Source organism: Micromonospora sp. IBHARD003, assembly GCF_056106285.1.
The window spans coordinates 867108-885105 of sequence record NZ_JBWBBX010000001.1; the positions used below are offsets into that span (position 1 = coordinate 867108).

Here is a 17998-nt window from a genome sequence, read left to right on the forward strand (position 1 = left end):
CCGCAGCGACGGCCCGGCTGTGGGATCACAACCGGGCCGCCCGTTGTCGGGTGGATGTGGGTTAGACCCTCTCGGCAGCCCAGAGGTCGTTGAGGTCCTCGCGGATCTCTTCCTCCAGGGCGGCGAGAAGCGCCTGCTCGGCGTTGAAGTCCCCGGAGACAGCCTCGATGAGGTCGTCCTGGACTTGCTGCTTGCTGGCGAGTACCGAGGGCATCCGCTCGTCCTGCGTGCCCTTGGCGATGAGCCGATGGACGGTCACCGGCTTCGTCTGGCCCGTTCGGAAGAGCCGGCCGTTGGTCTGCAGGTAGTGCTCGAGCGAGAACGGCAGCGTGTACCAGATCATCGTCGAGCCGCCGTGCTGCAGGTTCAGACCGTGCCCTGCGGCGGCAGGGTGGAGCAGCATCACCGGGATCTGCTTGGCATTCCACCGTCGGACCATCTCGCGCGAGCCGTCGAAGGCCTGCGCGTCGATGCCGGCCTTCCGGAGCCGCGTGAGCAGCTGCTCCTTGTCGGACTTGAAGTGATAGGCGATGAGGACGGGCTCGCCGCCGTTGTTCCGCACCAGGTACTCGGTCATCTCTATCTTCTTGTCGTGGATGACCTCGTACCGGCCCTTCGTGGTCGGGTCGTCAGGATCCGCGGTGTAGAGCGTGCCCGAGGCGAACTGCATCAGCTTGCTCGTTAGCACCGCCTGGTTCGCGGCAACGATCGATTCGACGCCCTGCGTCAGCTTCCCATCGTCGTCGGTGTAGGTCTGCACGATGTCCAGGACTAGGTCGCGCTTGAAGTCCTTGTAGGCCTGGAGCAGGTCCGGCGGGAGCGTGACATTGACGTCCTGGATGCTGAGCGCCGGAAGTTGCAGGCTCGTGTTCTGCGCGCTCATCACCAGGTGCGAGATGGCCTGATGGATCTCGGCTTCGGCGTTCGCCGTGGGGATCCACTTCGCCGGCGTTGTGGTGCCGGGCACCATCTTCGGCGTGAACCAGCGGTTGCGGTACGCGGTGATGTTCTGTCCCAGTGTCTGGCCCTGGTCGAGCAGGTAGACCTGGCTCCACAAGTCGTGGAGACCGTTAGGGCTGGGCGTTCCCGTCAGCTCGATGAGTCGGTTCATGGCAGGCCGCACGGTCGCCATGGCCAGGAAGCGCTGTGAGTCGTGCGACTTGAAACCCTGGGACTCGTCGATGATGACCGTTTGGAAGGGCCAGATGATGGTGTTCTGGCCGTTGATGTTCTGGACCGGCAGCTGGTCGACCAGACCGAATCGGCATTGAGCGCAGCCTGCGCCGGAACAGGTTCGGCAGTCATAGGCTTCCCACGTCACCAGGGCCGACTTGAGCAACTCCTGAATCCAGGCGCGGATCTTGGTCTTGGCGGGGACGCGGTTGTTGGCGTTGCCGGCGGCCAGAGCACGGTACTCGTCGATCAGTTCGTCTCGGCCCAGTGGCCCCCGTGCCTGGAGCAGACCCAGGATCGCCGTCGCCTCCGGCGAGACGGTCGGGGCAGGCACTGCGCCCGGTACCGGCGTGATCAGCGTCGTCTCCTGGGACGGCTGAGTCAGCAGTTCCTGGTTGATGAAGTACATCGTCGGCGGATCGGTGGCGACCTCCTGGAAGCGCTTCAGGCGCTTGGCCTTGGAGAGCTTCCTGTCGTTCTCGTCGACGATGAGCGACTTCGTCCGGATGGGGAAGTCCCACTTCTCGATCTCGTCGATCCAGGTGGAGCGTGCGATCGCCACGGGCGCTATGACGAGGATGTGACCCATCGGGCGGACCGTCTGCAGGACACTGAGGGTCGTGAGCGTCTTGCCTGCCCCGACGCCGAGCCAGGCGCCGGCGAAGGGGTGGTCAACGAGGAAGTCGTGGATCTGCTGCTGATGCGGCTTCAGCGAGATCGGAGACGGAGCAGTAGCCGCGGTCATGTCGCTGGTCATCCCTTCTCTTCGAGTGAGTGTTCATTCGCTTTCTGCGGAGTCTCGGGAGTGATGTCGGAGTTCGTTCTGGTTGCGGGAACCGACGCGGCACAATCGAGGTGGACTCGCCGACGCGAGCCCAGAGCAGCCGCAGTGCTGAAGGGCCGCCGGCAGAGCTCGTATCTGAACTCCTGTGCCTGGGGCGTGTATTCGGCTTCGGTCTCGGCTTCAGCCGCGCGTATGACCTCGAATAGCGGCTGACCGGACTCGTCAAAGGTCACCTTCAGCGGCGTATCCGCGGGAAGGCTGCCTGCTTGGGCGTCGAACCAGGCGGTGAAAGCTGTGCTGTGCTGGATGAACGCCTGGCCACCGTGATCTCTTGGGCCGGTCTGGGTTCCTGAGTGGAGTCCGACGATGGAACTTCAGCATGGTGCTCGGCCATGAGCCGGCGCATGTCGGCCCTGGCTCGCCCAGACGGCCCCGGAGGGTGCTTAGCACCCCGGGGTCTCCGTCGGCCAGCAGTTCATCCAGCAGGCGGAGGCTCTGTGCGTCCAGTCGGTTCCGCAGACGGCGTTCAGCCTGGAGAGGCGCCACCTTCTGAACGGGCTCCCGGATCTTTCCGCTGTACCTCACGACGCGCCCCCGATGCCGTAACGCTCCAGCGCCGCGTCCACGCCTCGCCGGAACGACTCCAGGTTCAACCGAATGTCCGCCGGGACGGGCACGCCCCGGTAGTGCGGCTGCGGAACATCCCGGCTGCCGAACCCAGGGCCCCACTCCCCGGCCGGAGGGCGCTCGCCGTAGGGGTACGCCATCGGCAGCGGGCCGTCGTTGTGCGTGCCCCACATCTTGGCCGTGTGCATGGTCGGGATAAGGGTCCCGGCCAGGCCCCGGCAGCGGTTGCAGGGGTAGTTGACGTACCGGATGTCCGTGTTCGCCCGCTGTCCGTCGCAGGCGGAGCAGTTCCACGTGCCGCACCGGCGGCACGCGTAGCGAGGCTCGCTCACGACGCACCTATGTATCTGTGGGTCATGGTGCTGCTCCCTGTTGGTCGGATGAGGTCCTGAGGAGGTTCGCGATGAAGACGTCGACGCTCGGCTTGTCGTCGACGACGTGAACCTCGGCCCCGTGTCGGCGCAGCTTGGCGTGCGTGAGCTGTTGCCGCTTCCGCAGCTGGCCGCCGGGGCGCTTGACCTCGACGAACACAGTGCCGCCGGGGGCGACGACGATCCGGTCGGGCACTCCCCCGCGTGTCGGCGAGACGAACTTCAGGCACAAGAAGCCGCTCGCCCGGCACTGGGTAAGGAGGTAGTCCTCGACGACGCCCTCGGGGGTGCGTGTCATCAGCTCTGCTTCTCTTGGTCTGAGGGGGCCGCCGGCGCGCCGTACGTCAGTTCACCGGGGGCGACGAGCCGGAAGCCGGTGGGGTGCTTGTGCATCCGGGAGACGCTGAGGGCGGAGTGCTTCGTGCCGTAGTGATCCCGGACTTGGGCCTCCCCGTCCGCAACGGACTCGATGACGACGCGGCGCTTGCTCTGCCGGGTGTCGAGGTCCTCCCAGATCTGGCCCCGGCGGACCAGGATGCCCTCGCGGGTCGTGTTCTTCTCCTGCTGGGCCGGGGCGTCGTCATCCTGGGCAGAGGTATCGGTCGGCACGGCATCGGACAGGAGCTCATACTTCCTCAGGAAAGAGCCGAGCTCGGTGATCGTCCGACGCTGCGCTCGGTGATGGACCGAGCGCCGGAATTGGAAGGGTGAATCTACGTAAATGACCTTGGTCAGAACCCCGTCATTTTTGCGCCGCCAGCGCTGACCGGGCTGAACTGATTTGGTCGCAGCACTCACAACTCGTCTCCCCCCTCAACGGTGTGGACGGAGAGTGTGGTCTGAAGCATGACGTCTCTCGATTCTCTTGCCACGGCGAGCCAGACTCGCCTTCATCTCACATTCGACTCGGGCACCGAGCAGCGTCGTGTCGGCACGAACCGGCACCCTGTGATCCGGTGGTGGTGTAGGCGGTAATCAGGCGGCGTTCTTCCAGTTCTTGGTGAACGTCTCGTCGAGCATCCGGGTGTAGATGTCGAGGCCGAGCGCCCCGATGAGCTGCTCGACTCGGGAGGCCGGCAGCGCGCGGAGATCGTCGTTGACGACGAGTACCGACCAGCTCGGGTCGATGCCGTTGATCCGGCGGATCACGACGTCCTGGTCATCGGGCAGCAGCGTGAGGCCATCGGAGGTGCTCGCCTCGTTGCGGTTCTTCGCCCACCCGTGGTGGCGCAGGATCTCCAGCGCGATCGGGTCACGTCGCACCCCGGCGCTGCCCGACGCGCGTCGCTTGCTCTGGCTGGCCGGGTTCACCTTCCATGCGCCGGCGTTGTGCAGGCTCACAGCGCCATCGGTGCCGTCGTGGACGATGAAGACCCGGTTGACCATCTGCAGGGCCCGCGGGTTCACCAGCTGCGCGTCGGCGTCTTCGTCGTCGTCATGGTCGGGCCCGGCGCTGACAGGGTCGGCGGCGAACGGGTAGGTGATTGATCCACGCGAGGCGGCGAGGACGTTCTGGAACAGCAGCAGCGTCCGCACGGGATCGACCGGATCGATCGCCTCCTCGATCATCTTCCGGCCCAGCGCGGGATCGAACGGCTCGGCGAGAGCCTCCTCTCCCCTGTTGGCGACGGTCTGCAGGTAGCGGGCCAGGGCGAAGTCGATCACGGCCGGGTGGGCCAGCGACTTCGTCGGGGTAGGACCCGCGTGGCAGGCCAGCGTCCCGCCGGAGGCGGTGATGATTGGGCTGTCGGCGACGCTCCGGTCCTCACTGGGCGACTCCAGCTCGAGCCGGTTGTTCGAGTCCTTGCTGATGAGGAACATCAGCTCCGGTTCGATGTCAATGCCGATGGCGGTCTGCTGCTCGGCGAGCACCCGGTTGTTGGTGGTCTCGTCGAAGCCGTTATCGCCGCCGACGACGGAGTAGAGGCCGTCGGTGTTCGTCGAGATGATCCGCGCGCCGGCCAGTGTCTGGGCCTGCCCGATCCGCCAGCTGAACAGCTGGCCGATGATCCGCATCGAGATGGTGCGGTTGTTCATCCTGATCGGGGTCCGGTGCGCGGCGTCAGCCGCTCCAGAGGCCGAGTTGAGGACCAGCTTCGTGCCGTTGCGCAGGGTCGTGAGCCGGACCTTCTCCTCGGCGGAGATCCCCAGCTTCTTCATCTCGAAGCCCAGGCGCTCCTTCTCGAAGAAGATCGTCGTGTAGCGGTCCTCGCCCAACTCGGGGTTGTAGAACGCCCTCATGTTGCGCAGCAGGTTCGGGTAGTAGCTCGTGAAGTCCTCGTGGATGACGAGGCCGGCCGAGGTCCGTGCGAACTTCGGGTGCAGCTTGGTGGACTTGTCGGCCTTCGCAGTGAACAGCGTGGGGGCCTTCTTCGCCGGCTCATCGCGATAGATGGCCTTGACCGCCGAGGTGACGGCCAGGACGACCTTGCCGTCGAGCACGGTCCCGTCGGCCAGGCGCACGTGCAGCGCCTCGGTGTCCGGGCGCTGAGTGTCCAGCAGCTGGGCCGGATGCGGCACTTGGGCCTGCGCACGCGCGAGCTGCTCGGCCTGGTCCAGGTCGTTCTTCTTCGGCTTGCGGTACTTCACCTTTTTCGGGTCCGAGCCGAGCAGCACGAGCCGCTTGTCGACGGCCGTGCCGTCGGGCAGCGCGAGCAGGTTGTGCTGGCGCTTGGCCTCGGCGACGAAGTCCTTCGCGTCCGGGTAGAAGAGCTTGGCGAGGCCGATCATGGCTGCCTGTTCTCGGTGCTCGAAGGAGTCGGCGTCGAAGACTGTCATGTCTGCCTCGGCTCCGTGGATGCCGCCTGTGCTGAACGTGGCAAAGCACGACGACGCGGAGGCGTCACGGTGGAAGTAGGGCACGTTGTTCGGCGTCTTCGGCAGCTCGTGCAAGGACTTGGCCGGGAGGTCGAACAGGTCGCGGTACTCCTCGGAGTCGTTGAAGTTCTGCCCCTCGATCGAGCGGTAGTAGTTGACGACCTGCATGAACTGGCGGTGCGCCTTCGCCTGTGCCGGCGTCGCGGCTGGTTTCTTGGCAGGGTCGGGGGCCACGTTCTCCTCGAAGAAGCGCACGCACTCGTCGAGCACGTTGACCTGGGAGATGCCCTGCTCCTCGGCCACCTCCTTGGCCGGATAGAGGAACGACACGGCCTCGATGTCGTTCAGCGAGGTGTACGGTGCGAGGATGCGGCCGACGAACTTCGCCGAGGACGAGTCGATGGTCAGGCGGTCCCGGCGCACCGAGCCGTTCTTGGCGTAGACGGTCTCGGAGTACTGCGCCAGCAGACCGGCCTTGAGGTCGAAGTTGCTGGCGTAGGCCGGGTGCTGGAAGAGCTGGGCCAGGCCCAGGCAGTCGGAGACGTTGTAAGCCAGCAGCTCGTAGAGATCCTCGATCGCGGCGATCGAGGTGTCGTGGCTGAGCTTTTCGGACTCCTTGATCTGACGCCCTAGCATCCCGAGCAGGCGCTTGAGGCTCACCTTGGTCTGCAGCTCGTTGAGACGGGCGACGTCCAGGTGCCGGCCCGAGTGCATCATGGCGCGGCGGATCTTGGCGGCCGGGCCGTCCCAGCCGAGGTAGCCGGGCATGTACTCGATGTGCTCGTTGAACAGCTTGTCGTTGTACTCGCGCATCTCGCGCGCGGTGGTCGGCTGGACAAGACGACCGGAGTGCGGAGCCGGGAAGGTCTCCATCAGGTACAGCGCGAGCATGGTCGTGTCGTAATGCAGCGAGTTGTACCCGGCCAGGAACGGGTGCTTCAGCGGGTCGTACTCGGGATCCGTGTCGCAGACCGGGCGCAGGCCTGCCGGATAGGACGAGACCTCGCTGCGGTCGTTGACCTGGTCGGCGTTCGAGAGGCCCATCAGCTCGGCGAGGCGGAGGTTGCCCCGCTCGCCGCGCAGGTTCCACAGCTGGACGCTTACCGCGGGCAGGCCCGGGTTGGAGCGCACCACGGTTCCATAGAGTGCCTGCGGGTCCACGGCGTCGGAGAGTTGCTGGCCATCGACGAGGAAGAAGATCTCCAGGTCGTCGACGGCTCTTTCGGACCGCGGGGTGTAGGCGCACAGGGTGAAGACGTCCGACAGCGACTCGATGTCGTAGAAGGTGAAGCGCGCCTTCGAGGCCGTGACGGGTGTTCGCTGTGTGGTCATGATGGGGATCTCTTTTCGTCGGTCCGACCATCACGGCCGGTGTCTGGGGAGGAGGCGCGCGTCGCCTCAGAGGGAGTCGTGAGCAGAGCGTCGGCGCGGGGTATCCATGCGCCGGGACGCCTCACTCATGAGCCGGGCCTTCTCCACGGGGTCTCCCGTGATCTGCGAACGGACGATGAGGTTGGTGATCCGCTGCTCGCGCGACGTCGGACATCGCCGTAATCAGGCGGCTCTGGCCGCAGGCGAGTTCGAGTACGGCCTGGGTAAGTTCGCCGATTGCGCCAGCAGTTCTAGCCATGGGTGCATCAGTCCTGTTCGTCAGCGGTGTTGCCGGTCAGGGCGGACGCCCCCGTGTGCCGGAGCAGTCCGCGGTAGTTGGCCTGCAGCGCCGGCTGGGACTTCTTCCTCGGGTCGCTGCCGGTGTAGCTCGGGTGCATCCACTTCTTCAGCTCGTACTCGGCGATAAGCGTCTCGGGGTTACTCATCATCTGGCCGGGCCGGATCTTGCGGTTCTTGTCCGGGCAGTGCCACAGGGCATCCGGCCGGACGATTGCCACGAGGTCGGTGATGAACTGCTTGTTGCTCACCGGGGAGCCCGACGGCGAGACGTCGGCGAACCAGGCCTTGTACAGGTCGTAGAGGAACGTGAACGGTGCCAGGTCCCAGACCAGCCGCCCGCGGAACTCTTCCCAGAAGGCGCGCACGGGGTCGTTGGCCTCCTTGTACTCGGCCAGGACTTCCTTGGTGGCCACAGGCTCTGAGAGCTGGTAGTAGTCACCCGGAGATGACGCGCCGGCGCTGTTGATCGCGTACCAGAAGACGTACTCCAGGACCTCGCGGCGCTGGAGGTAGTCGTCCTTGATGTACTTCTTCTCGGCTCCGGTGAAGCTTTTGGTGAAGGGCACGAAGAGCTGTCGGCGGTAGAACGACTCGGACTTGTCTTTCACGCGCGGGAACTCGTTCAGGCACTGGACCATGAAGCCGAAGAACTGGTAGGCGATCGGCATCCGGTACTTGCGGTTGATCTGGATGACATCGTTGGTCACGATCGCCTTCAGGTTGGCCGCCTTGTCGATGAAGGTGCCGACATCGTTCTCGTCGACGATGATCGCGTTGGCGCGCACCAGCGGTTCGAGCGCGAAGTCCTTGCCGAAGTCCGAGAGCGGAATCGAGGTATGCGCGCCGCTGCCAACGAGGTTGCGCATGAGCGCACAGAGCGTGCCCTTACCGTTGTTGCCCTGCTCGGAGTAGAACCAGGCGGTCTTGCCCCAGCGCACGTGCGGCCGGATGATCGCGCCGATGATCTCCCAGATCAGGTCGGCGAGGCCCTCGTCACCGGGCTGGTCGAAGAGCTCTTCGATCCAGGCGACGACTTCCCAGTCTCCGTCCTCGGGGTGCGTGATGACCTGCTGCGGGGCGTCGTCCACGTAGTCGACGTCGTTCTTGGTCAGCAGCACGATGGCGGGGTCGAAGGGGTGGACCTGCTTCGGCTCGAAGTGGAAGTCCTTGCCGAAGATCGTGACGTCCAGCGGGTCGGTGCCGTAGTAGACGATGCCGTTGCGCGCGGCGATGAAGTCGCGGTTCGTGCTCTGGTGCCGGCGCGGGCTGTCCTCGCGCAAAACGGCCAGGACCTCGGCGAACTCCTTGAGGGTCAGCTGGGTGTTGTACATGCGCGCCATGGTGCGGATGTCGTCCTCGCTGGTGGTGTACGTCCCGCGCGTACGGCCCGTGGCCTGGTACATCGCCAGCAGGTCGTACTCGCGGTCGGTGTCCTTCGCGTTGGGCGCGATGCGGATGACGTGGTGCAGACGCAGGAGGATCTGCGCGACCTGCCAGTACGTCAGATATCTCGGCAGGGGGTACTTCTCGGCGGCCACGGCCGCCTTGAAGTTCTCGGCCTTGATGACGCCTCCCACGATCGCCAGCAGCTCCTTCTCCAGCATGCGAGGCGTCGGAGGATCGGTCGGGTCGATCTGGTCGAGGTAGGCGGCGGTGACGTAGGTGACGATCTCGTTCTGCGGAGCCATGTCGTCGCGGTTCGAGAAGTACCCCATGACGCTGGCCAGGACGTCGGCGACAGGGTTGGTGCGCGGTCCGGCGCTGGAACCGGCGACAGATACGGATGTGGGGGCATCAGGAGGTGTCATGTTGCTGCTTTCTCGATCGTGATCGAGTTCCTGCCGGCGATGAGTGGGAAGCCGATTCGACTCGTAATCGAACGGAACGTGATCTTGAGACTACGTCATCCGAGTGCCCTGTTGCAACGATTCAACTATCAGTCAACAAGGGAGTCAACCGAGGCCCTAGACGGCTATCAAAAGGGGGCCAGAAAGGGCCGCGACAGGGACTGGAGAGGGTGCGCTCGACCACCACAGCCATGCCACACGCGTCGCGAGCCTGGATGGGACGTGAGAACCAGTGACTCCGTCGGGCGCATGCCCCACGGAGTCACCGGCTGATCGCGCTCGACCACGCACCCGCGGGCGGCGTGAGCCGACCGGCCTGCGGTCGAGGTTCGGGGGAGTTCTTCTGACCCGCACGAGCCGGCCGCCACCAGGGCATCGACTGGACGCCATCCAGGAGAATCCCGAGAGCCGCATACCATCTAGGGGTATGCGAGCGTGTACCACTTAACGTGGTACACCTGTTTTCCCAGGCCAGAACAGGAATTTCGGGAGCTCAAGAGCTGGCTGTACCACGTGACATTTCTACGTGGTACAGGTATTTGCCGAGGTCAGGCGGGTTCTATATACCCCCCGTACCACTTGTACCAGGAATTGGAGGCTAGATACACGCGCATGGGGGATAAGAGAGCAGATTGGCGAGCTGGGGCCGGATCGCTCCCGAACACGTCCCTTATGTAAACGGTCAAAAAAACGTGGTACTCGTGGTACATCGGCGGAGAACGCTGGTTGACCAGGCGAAACGTCGTACCACATCGGCACTCCCACGTGGTACGCCCGGCGTGCGAAAGACCCTCGTGGTACAAGCATTTACCCAGGTCAGACGCGGTTCTCAGGGCTGTACCACGTCTCGTGGTACACCTGGGCAGCCCAGAAGCCTGGCGTACTCCCCTGACGACCAATCCGAGGCGGACTTCCGCGCCGAGCCGACGTGCGGTTCCAGGCGGCGCGGCCGAGCCTCAGCGGGACTGGAAGCCGCATGGAACATCCTCGGCGTCCCGAGGCTTACAGAAGGCTCCTGACGCGTCCTCCGAGCGCGAGTCAGAACTCTGTCCGAGTCGTTCGTCCACGAGGCTCCACTGGCAGCGAGAGGGTATTGGACAGACATTCACTGCTCATTGCGAGTGATCCACGACAGCTGCTATCGTTGACGTCAGGTGATCGATGTTGCACTGGAACGTGAAAACAGAGAGGCCGGAGAGCATCCCCGTGGGAAGGGAGCTCTCCGGCCTCTTTGCATGTGCTGATGAGTGCGAGGCGTGGATGGCGCGCATCACTCAGGGGGTGACCGTGCTCCAGCCTCGTTGGCGTCCCGCATTGGGGGACTCGGGACTGCGGCTACAGGATCGCTCGTCTGCTTCGACGACGTAGAGGATCTCGTAGGAAATCGTGGTGTTGAGGTTGAGCCGGTTCCTACTCTGGCTCTTCTTCATCGTGATCTTGCAGAAGCCGCGAACGGCCTTGGCGCGATCGAAGAACCGGCGCAGTCGCGCGTTCACGCGCTCACGGGCCTGTTCGGCCGTGATGCCCATGTCGGAGACGACGAAGACGTGCGTGTGACCGCGATCGAAGGTGGGCTTCTCACCAGTGTCGAGGTCCAGACGGATCTTCGCACGGCTGATGTCGAGCGTGTCGGGACGGACGAGCTTTCCTCGTGAGTCGTACGTGCAGGTGCTGACGATGGCCATGATGAGATCCTCTCCTCTCCTGATGAGTATGACTGAATAGTTACTTTCAGTCATACCCCGGTGACCGGATCACCCAGGTCACCACGAGCATGCCCTCCGCACGAGGAACCGGCGGCTGAAAGGCCGCCGGGGCCCGCACGGAGGGCACCCATCGTTTTTCAGAAGAGGCTGAGTACCTCGCTCACTGCATCGCGGACTTGCCTCCCGCGCCCTGGACTGTGCCTGGCGCAGTCCCGCCGGCGACCCGCCGGTAGAGCCCCAAGGCACAACCAGCGAAGGCCAGGGACAGGAATACCGTGGAGACGGGGTTTGCCAGAGCGCCGAGCGCCTGTGCTGGAACAACGGCGGCAGCAAGGTTGAAGCCCAGGTGCAGGAGTACGCAGGGCCACAGTACGCGTGTGCGTTCGTAGACCAGGGCCAGAAGCACCGCCAATGGCAGAGTCGAGGCGAACTGTACGGCGCTGCCGTGCACCAGGCCGAACACCACCGCGGTGACCAGCGTTGAGGCGAGGATGCTCACCCGCTTGCGCAGCAACGGGTAGATCAGCCCCCGGAACAGGAACTCCTCCCCGGCGGGAGCCGCGGCCAGGGTGAGCAGAAGGGTTGCCGCGGCCCCGGCCGCGTGCCTGGTTTGGTTCGAGGCGTCGAAGCCGGCGGACCCGGTCGTGACGTAGATCCACAAGGCCAGCGACTGTCCTCCGAGGAAGGCCAGGACCGCGCAGCCGACGACGGTCCACCCGAAGCGCGGGATTTCCATCCTCGGCCGCGGGGCCGGCGCATGCGCGAGCCACTGCGGCCGCTGGATCCTGACCGAGCCGACCAGGACGACAACAAGCATGCCCAGGACGGTCGTCGCGAGGATCGGCTCTCCGATGAGTAGGACTGCAAAGGCGCCAAGGCCGAGATGGGCCGCGACGACGGCGAACGGCACGAGGGCGCACCACCCGATGCCGAGCAGGCGCGAAGTGATCGGTGGCGTCGTCATGGTCTCCTCCTCTGCGGGTCTCAAGCAGCCGTGGTGATCTGTTCGTTGATGACGGCCTGGACGCGGGTGTCGCCGCGGAAGGTGTTCAGCTGCAGCGTCGCCGTGAAGCGCAGCGTGCCGAGTTCGGTGCGGCTTGCGCGCTGCACGAAGCTCTGGATCACGTCGAACTTCTCCTCGGCAGCGTTCCACCACAGGCAGGACAGGCCGGCCCGGGTGACCAGGCGCAGGTGCTGCGATTCGGATCCGATCCGGTCCACGCGTAGGCCCAGGGGCTCGATCGCGATCTCGACGACTGGCGCGGTGAAGCCGTGCCCGAAGGGCTTGAGCCTCTCGGTCCGGCGCACCAGCTCGAACAACGGCTGCAGGTCCTCGAGGCCGGCGTCGCAGTCGGCATCCGGACCGAGTACGAGATCACCGTTCGGGCCATCGGTGCTGACGGCGAGCAGGGCTACCTGAGTGGCTTCCTGCAGCACGGCGACAAGATCGTCCAGGTTCTCGGCTTTCGCGACGCGGACGCCGCAGGCCTGCTGGTGTCCGATGGCGCTGAGTCCGTCGTGCGGTTCCAGGCTGGTGATGATGTCGAACCAGCCCGGCGCGCGACCGGAGCCGCTGACGAAATCGTCGGGACTGGTGGGCCGATTGGCGACGATGACCGGGTGGCCGTTAAGCGCCATCAGCCGGTTGGCCATCAGCCCGTACATGCCCGGGTAGGCGTCCGAGAAGTACACCCACGGGGCCAACGGCTGGTCCCCGGTGGTGAGTTCTTTCATGTGTTCGATGACCAGCTGCTTGCGCAGCTCGTTGCTCTCGATCACCTGGTGGGCGGCCTTGAGCTTGACGTCAGCACCGGCGGCCGTGAACACCGCGAAGCACGGCTCAAGCGAGGCCCCCGTACGGCGCGGGCTGTTCATCGCCGGGGCGAGGTAGAAGCCGAGGAAGCCTTCGTCGAGGTCGTCGACGTCTCGGATCTTGCCGATCTGAGCAAAGGCCTTGAGCACGATCGCGAAGCCCTCGAATGCCCGGAGGAAGACCGGGTGGTGCGGCTCGGTTCGCAGCATCTGTATCAGGATCGACTGCTCGACGTCGATGGCATCGGGGTCAGCGTCGAATCCACCCCAGGGGTTGGGAATCGTCTTCGGCGCGGCGACGCGCAGCAGGCGGGCAATCGAGATCGCATCGCGCACCAGCTGGCGGTTCTCGTACAGCACGGGCATGACGTCGGAGACGGTGCCCAGGCCGGCGAACAGGCGCAGCAGGTGGATCTCCCAGAGCTTCTCGGGCCGGTGCACGCGGGCGTAGGCCCCGATCACCTGGTAAAGCACGTGGGCACCGCAGATCCCGGTGTGGGCGTAGGTCTCGTCGATCCGGCACGGGTCGACGGTGACGTCCGCGGTCGAGCCCGGCGCGAGCTCCTCGTGGTGATCGGTCACCAGCGTCATCCAGCCCAGGGCACGCGCGGCGGCGATACCGCGGTGGGAGTTCACTCCCCCGTCGCAGGTAAGCAGGACCCGCGTGTCGGGCCACTTCGCGTGGATCTCGGCGATGTCCTCGGGCGCAAGCTCGTGGCCGCGGCGGTAGTCGGGCAGGTGCAGCTCGACGTCGAAGCCGAGCTCGGACAGGCCGGCGTAACCGAGGACACCGGAGGAGATGCCGTCCATGTCGAAGTCGGGGGCAATGGCGATCTTCTTGCCCGTGGTCCGGGCGTCATGAAGAGCCTCGACCATCTCGGCCAGGTCCAGGAGCTCGTCATGCTCGGTGAACTCGATCTCCTTCAGGTACTGGGCTGACCACCCCCTGCGCTGGCACAGCAGCTCGAAGAGGTCGGTGTCCTCGTCGGTGAGCGAATGGTCGTCGACGGTGTCGAGCATGGACATGGCGGAGACCTCTCGATCGGGGTTGTTGGCCGGTGGAGAACGGGGTATGTGACGCCCCTGATGTTGCTGTGATTTTAGCAGTGCCATTCTCTCCTTCTGCTCATTTAGCAGTTACTTCCGAGTCTCATTCGCGTCCAAATCGCACACTTATCTCGAATGGTTGCGACAGACTTTCCAAGGACCTTGCGCTTCAGCTACTCTCGCGGGTATGGCCATTCGAAGCATTGTCGAGTCAGATCTCAGCGGTAAGCCGGATGCGACTACTGTGACCTTCGGCCTGGGTGACACCTGGTACGAAGTCGACCTCACGGCGGAGGAGCAGAAAAAGCTTGAGGATGCACTGAAGACTTACTTGAAGGTCAGCCGGAAAGCCGAGAACAAGCCCACCAAGAAGCGAGTCGTACCCGATACGACTGCCGAGGAGCGCGAGAAGATCCGTGAGTGGGCCAGGAAGAAGGGCCACGACTTCGCTGAACGCGGACGTATCCCGAAGACGGTCATGAAGGCCTATGACGAGGCACACGGCATCGATCGGAGCAAGTAGCTCTGAGCTGGGTGTTCGCCTACAGGTCGACTCCTCCCATCCGTCCTTGAGGGCCCTGCGTGCCGCAGGGCCCTTCGCGCGTCTCAGAACGGCGACAGCGACGGATGGAGCACGGTGGCCGTCTCGATCCCCGCGGCTCGCGCGCGAGACCTGCAGTGGATCGTGCCGTGCGAGAAGTGCCCCGGCGTATGCGGCAAGAGCTGCTCCTGGCCTCGCTGCTGGCACCCAGGCTTCAGGCAGAGGTCGAGGAAGGCCACGCACAGCACCTGAGCCCCGGCCTCACGGAAGACCTGGGCGGCGTCGACCATCTCCTGGTTGCGCTGGAAGCCAGCCCGCTTCCCATGAGCCGACCAGTCGGCGGGGAAGGTGCGGATCTCGAAGCCTGCGGCCCGCCACAGGCGCTCGGCCATGGCGTCGGCACCTTCGGGGCAATGCCCCGAGATGAGTACCGGCCGGGTGACGTTCTTCGCCCCCCAGTCGCGCCAGGCGTCGTTGAACGCCGAGCGCATGCTCTGCTCGTCGTTCCAGCTGCGGGAACCGGTGACGAGGACGACATGCGAGAACGATTCTGGAATCATTTCAGCAATCATTCGAGTCTCCTCTCCTTGTGACTCGGCGGTCTCCACAGCTGGAGTCGAGAGCTGTGGCCACGATGTCTGGACAGGCACGGGGGCCTGCATGTCGCTGGCTCATACCGGCCGGCCGGTACTGAGCTCGATGACGGCCAGGTCCTTCTCTCGGTGGAGCTCGACGCGGATCTGATCGTCATCACACATCGGCATGAGGTGGACGGTGCACATCCCGTCATTGCTGCGGGAAACGTGCACGGTGACGACCGTGCCGTTCTCGCCGTTGGTGAAGTCGACGTTGCCGACCCGGCTTCGCCGTAGTGCATCACCTCGGCCACGGCTTCGCTGTTCGGTTGCCACAACTTCGGCTCGTAGCGGGCTCCCGTGTCGTAGGGCGAGATTCGGGCTGGGACTGCGTCATGGTGGCGCCTCTTCGTGAACTCGGGTACGGGTTGGCGACCATCGAGTGCGGACCCCGGTGGGGGCCGTGTGATCTCGATGTTCGACCCAGCTCCCGTGCCAGCTTTGCTGGCTGACGACTCGGAAGATCTTGCTGGCGTGATCTGCTCCCGGATGGATCGCGTGGTGAGCCGTCGCACCGGTCGTCACTTCTCGCCTGAGCCAGGCGCCCAGCGCCGCGCGATCCACCACTGCTGCACCCTTTGCTGCTGTCCGCATCTGTGGACAACTGCAGCGGGGCAGTGGTGGGGCTTCCTCTCTCAAGCGCAGCGCTGGGCATAGCCGGAGGGAGCGCTAGCGACCGACGGACCGGTGAGCGAAGCGAGCGGTGGAACCCGTCGGCTATGCCGACTAACACGTCCTCGGAGCGCAGCGGAGAGGCCGAGCGAAGCGAGGGTCCGCAGGACACGTGTTATCAGGTTCCCTTATGCCCTTTGCTTCCTTGTCGTCGTCCTCGCTGTTCCACGGCTGGAGCGTTAGCGGAAGCCTGGAACATCAGGGGAAACGGTCCGTACCCTCTTGACCCGTACCCCTCTTCCCTTTCCGCGCAGCGGGGGTACGGGTCCGGCTGTTTCGCCTGGTCATCGCACCTTTTGGGTGTACTGCTGTTTCGACGTCCGTGATACGGCCGTACCCCCACGCTGATCCGTCCTCGTGAGGCACGAGCGAGGCGGGGGTACGGGTCTGCTCCTGAGGGGGCGCAGCCCCGGTTCATCACCTTGCTTCCGTCGGCGGCACAGCCCTCGCCGCGCAGCGGATCCGCCCTCTCGCGACACCGTCGCTTCGGCTGTGGATAACGCTCTGCTCCACCACTTGCTGCGGCGGCGGCAGCCGGCCTCGCCCCCAGTCGCGTTGTGCTGGCTGCACCGACGTGGATTCACCTCGCTCTGGTGCTGCCGCGGCAGCGTGCCAGCACTTTATACACCGCGTCCGAGGCGGGCGTTCTGCACTGTGTCGACGACGCACGTTCCGGCCCCGGGCTGTGCTCCGTCTCGCGCTTGCGGGGCGAGCCCGGGGTGGTCCCCCGTGGACGCATCAGTAGAAGAGAGACCCGACTGCTGCGACAAGCTGCCCATCACAGCGAGCAGCCCCAGCGTCATCGGGCCGTTGTCGTCTTCCTCCAGGAGCTGCTTCCGCAGCAAATGCCTCTGCTCTTCCTCTACCCCACGGGCCTTTGCTGCGGAAGCAAGTCGTTCCTCGCACCCTCGCTGTGTGCGGGGGTCTACTCCCCCTTCACGCCTTCTCCCTCTGCTCTCCTCTGCTCTCCTCTGCGCGACCGTGACGGCTCGATGACGCCCTGTACCGACCGTCGCAACAGCACCGTGCCGACGGCTGTTCTGGTCTCGCTCCGCCGGCGCTTCGTGGCTGCCTCAACGTGCCCGCCGGCGGGCCTCGGCAAGGGGCGCAGACAGACTTCTCGGCCCCGTGAAACAGCGGTGAAACAGCGTCTCCCTCGTGTCTCTGAGGTGACTCATCGGGACACCCCGGGGGCACGACTGAGACATCCATAGGGCATCGACTGCTTCCGTTGGGTCTCTCAGAGTCCCGCGCGCGTCCTCACGGTGTCTCGTGCGTGCTCCAGCAGTGCTGCCCTGGTGTCGCTCACAGCGCCCTTAGAGGACACATCTGCGCAGAAGTGCCGGGTGGCGTCTATCAGGAGGCACAGTCGGGGCGCCAACGGGACCTTACGCGTACCTCCATGCGGCTCCCCCGGGGCGGCGCCGTGACCCCAGGTGTCTCGCAGGTGTCCCGGGTGAGCACTTGCTGCGTCGCAGGTGGGGCTCATAGGCGCATCTCGCCGGCGGCCGCGCGCAAGCCGCCCCAGGCGGGGGCACTGCAGTGTCTCGTAGGTGTCCCTGCCAGTACGCGATAGGGACATCACTGGCGTCTCACTCGCGTATCGAATGGGACTTGCACAGGACTCCATAAAGACACTAGGTTGGACTCGCATCGATTCCCATCCGAGGGGAGGCGTGAAAGGCAGTGAGTCCATATGGCAGAGCAAGCGGCATCCAGCGATCGACGGAATGGAGTGCAGGAGCAAGCGACAGGGCGAGGTGAGTGCTATGGCGAGTCAGTCGGGTGAACCTCGCAAGGTCCGTTGGACCGTGCCCGCTGTCGATACCTCGGTGATCGAGTGGCTCGATCAACAGGAGAACATCTCGCAGTCGCTGCGATTGCTCATTCGGGAGTCCATTCAGCGCGACGGGTACATCGACGTCTTCTACAAGCCCGTCGATCAGCTGCCGCGTCGCGGCCGGCCGCCGCTGGAGAACACCGAGCAGCGCGAGGACGACGAGGTCACAACCGATCGCCGTCCGGCCGCCCGGCCGGTTCAGTCGCAGCCGCAGCCCGTGGTCACCGACCAGGCCGACTCCGGCGCCGAGAGGACAGCACCAACACCAGCGTCGATAGCCCAGCCCGAGCCGGTTCCCGCGCCGGTTGAGACGGCCGAGGAGCCCGCGGCAAACGTCCCCGATCCAGCGCCGGAGCCGCCGAAGCAGGCGTCCATCGACGAAATCATGGCGAGCACTCGGCGCTGAGTGACGCGGTGAATTTCATTTTCCAGGCAGACAACGCAGACACCGAGGG

13 protein-coding genes are annotated in these 17998 nt (G+C 65.1%); 2 read left to right on the forward strand and 11 right to left on the reverse strand.

Annotated elements, in window-relative coordinates; genetic code table 11:
- Nucleotides 1-61: 61 nt before the first annotated feature.
- From ACTWOL_RS03595 to ACTWOL_RS03635, 9 genes are all read right to left on the reverse strand, one after another.
- A complete protein-coding gene (locus ACTWOL_RS03595; RefSeq protein WP_474294221.1) occupies nucleotides 62-1930 on the reverse strand; it encodes an SNF2-related protein in 1869 nt (622 codons plus the stop codon).
- A 608-nt stretch (nucleotides 1931-2538) separates the two neighbouring features.
- Complete coding sequence (locus ACTWOL_RS03600; RefSeq protein WP_474294222.1) at nucleotides 2539-2916, reverse strand: hypothetical protein; 378 nt, start codon at nucleotides 2914-2916, stop codon at nucleotides 2539-2541.
- A 22-nt stretch (nucleotides 2917-2938) separates the two neighbouring features.
- Entirely contained in the window at nucleotides 2939-3253 is a 315-nt protein-coding gene (locus tag ACTWOL_RS03605) for a VRR-NUC domain-containing protein (protein ID WP_474294224.1), read from the reverse strand.
- On the reverse strand, nucleotides 3253-3564 hold the full coding sequence (locus tag ACTWOL_RS03610; RefSeq protein ID WP_474294226.1) for a hypothetical protein: 312 nt from the start codon (nucleotides 3562-3564) through the stop codon (nucleotides 3253-3255). The genes ACTWOL_RS03605 and ACTWOL_RS03610 overlap by 1 nt, the downstream gene beginning before the upstream one ends.
- Nucleotides 3565-3930: 366 nt before the next feature.
- Nucleotides 3931-7104, reverse strand: a complete 3174-nt coding sequence (locus ACTWOL_RS03615; RefSeq protein ID WP_474294228.1) for a hypothetical protein — start codon at nucleotides 7102-7104, stop codon at nucleotides 3931-3933.
- Between the two features lie 305 nt (nucleotides 7105-7409).
- Entirely contained in the window at nucleotides 7410-9251 is a 1842-nt protein-coding gene (locus ACTWOL_RS03620) for a DNA primase family protein (RefSeq protein WP_474294230.1), read from the reverse strand.
- Nucleotides 9252-10564: 1313 nt separating this feature from the next.
- Nucleotides 10565-10975, reverse strand: a complete 411-nt coding sequence (locus tag ACTWOL_RS03625; RefSeq protein ID WP_474294231.1) for a hypothetical protein — start codon at nucleotides 10973-10975, stop codon at nucleotides 10565-10567.
- A gap of 181 nt (nucleotides 10976-11156) precedes the next feature.
- Complete coding sequence (locus ACTWOL_RS03630; protein WP_474294233.1) at nucleotides 11157-11960, reverse strand: lysostaphin resistance A-like protein; 804 nt, start codon at nucleotides 11958-11960, stop codon at nucleotides 11157-11159.
- A gap of 20 nt (nucleotides 11961-11980) precedes the next feature.
- Nucleotides 11981-13834, reverse strand: coding sequence for a DHH family phosphoesterase (locus ACTWOL_RS03635; protein WP_474294235.1), 1854 nt, complete (start codon nucleotides 13832-13834; stop codon nucleotides 11981-11983).
- A 208-nt stretch (nucleotides 13835-14042) separates the two neighbouring features.
- Here ACTWOL_RS03635 and ACTWOL_RS03640 point away from each other — a divergent pair, with 208 nt between their 5' ends.
- A complete protein-coding gene (locus ACTWOL_RS03640) occupies nucleotides 14043-14378 on the forward strand; it encodes a histone-like nucleoid-structuring protein Lsr2 (RefSeq protein WP_474294237.1) in 336 nt (111 codons plus the stop codon).
- Between the two features lie 83 nt (nucleotides 14379-14461).
- Here ACTWOL_RS03640 and ACTWOL_RS03645 read toward each other — a convergent pair whose 3' ends face one another.
- Together ACTWOL_RS03645 and ACTWOL_RS03650 are read right to left on the reverse strand one after the other, a co-directional pair.
- A complete protein-coding gene (locus tag ACTWOL_RS03645; RefSeq protein ID WP_474294239.1) occupies nucleotides 14462-14956 on the reverse strand; it encodes an SLOG family protein in 495 nt (164 codons plus the stop codon).
- 111 nt (nucleotides 14957-15067) lie between these two features.
- Nucleotides 15068-15307 carry a hypothetical protein gene (locus ACTWOL_RS03650; RefSeq protein WP_474294241.1) on the reverse strand — a complete coding sequence of 80 codons (240 nt, stop codon included), beginning with the start codon at nucleotides 15305-15307 and terminating at the stop codon, nucleotides 15068-15070.
- A gap of 2207 nt (nucleotides 15308-17514) precedes the next feature.
- Here ACTWOL_RS03650 and ACTWOL_RS03655 point away from each other — a divergent pair.
- Complete coding sequence (locus tag ACTWOL_RS03655; protein ID WP_474294243.1) at nucleotides 17515-17949, forward strand: hypothetical protein; 435 nt, start codon at nucleotides 17515-17517, stop codon at nucleotides 17947-17949.
- Nucleotides 17950-17998 lie beyond the last annotated feature (49 nt).

Excerpts from the sequence above, each read along its gene's own strand:
- ACTWOL_RS03595 (WP_474294221.1), bottom strand. The coding sequence starts at position 1,930 with ATGACCAGCGACATGACCGCGGCTACTGCTCCGTCTCCGATCTCGCTG.
- ACTWOL_RS03605 (WP_474294224.1), bottom strand. The coding sequence starts at position 3,253 with ATGACACGCACCCCCGAGGGCGTCGTCGAGGACTACCTCCTTACCCAG.
- ACTWOL_RS03615 (WP_474294228.1), bottom strand. The coding sequence starts at position 7,104 with ATGACCACACAGCGAACACCCGTCACGGCCTCGAAGGCGCGCTTCACC.
- ACTWOL_RS03620 (WP_474294230.1), bottom strand. The coding sequence starts at position 9,251 with ATGACACCTCCTGATGCCCCCACATCCGTATCTGTCGCCGGTTCCAGC.
- ACTWOL_RS03625 (WP_474294231.1), bottom strand. The coding sequence starts at position 10,975 with ATGGCCATCGTCAGCACCTGCACGTACGACTCACGAGGAAAGCTCGTC.
- ACTWOL_RS03630 (WP_474294233.1), bottom strand. The coding sequence starts at position 11,960 with ATGACGACGCCACCGATCACTTCGCGCCTGCTCGGCATCGGGTGGTGC.
- ACTWOL_RS03635 (WP_474294235.1), bottom strand. The coding sequence starts at position 13,834 with ATGTCCATGCTCGACACCGTCGACGACCATTCGCTCACCGACGAGGAC.
- ACTWOL_RS03640 (WP_474294237.1), top strand. The coding sequence starts at position 14,043 with ATGGCCATTCGAAGCATTGTCGAGTCAGATCTCAGCGGTAAGCCGGAT.
- ACTWOL_RS03645 (WP_474294239.1), bottom strand. The coding sequence starts at position 14,956 with ATGATTCCAGAATCGTTCTCGCATGTCGTCCTCGTCACCGGTTCCCGC.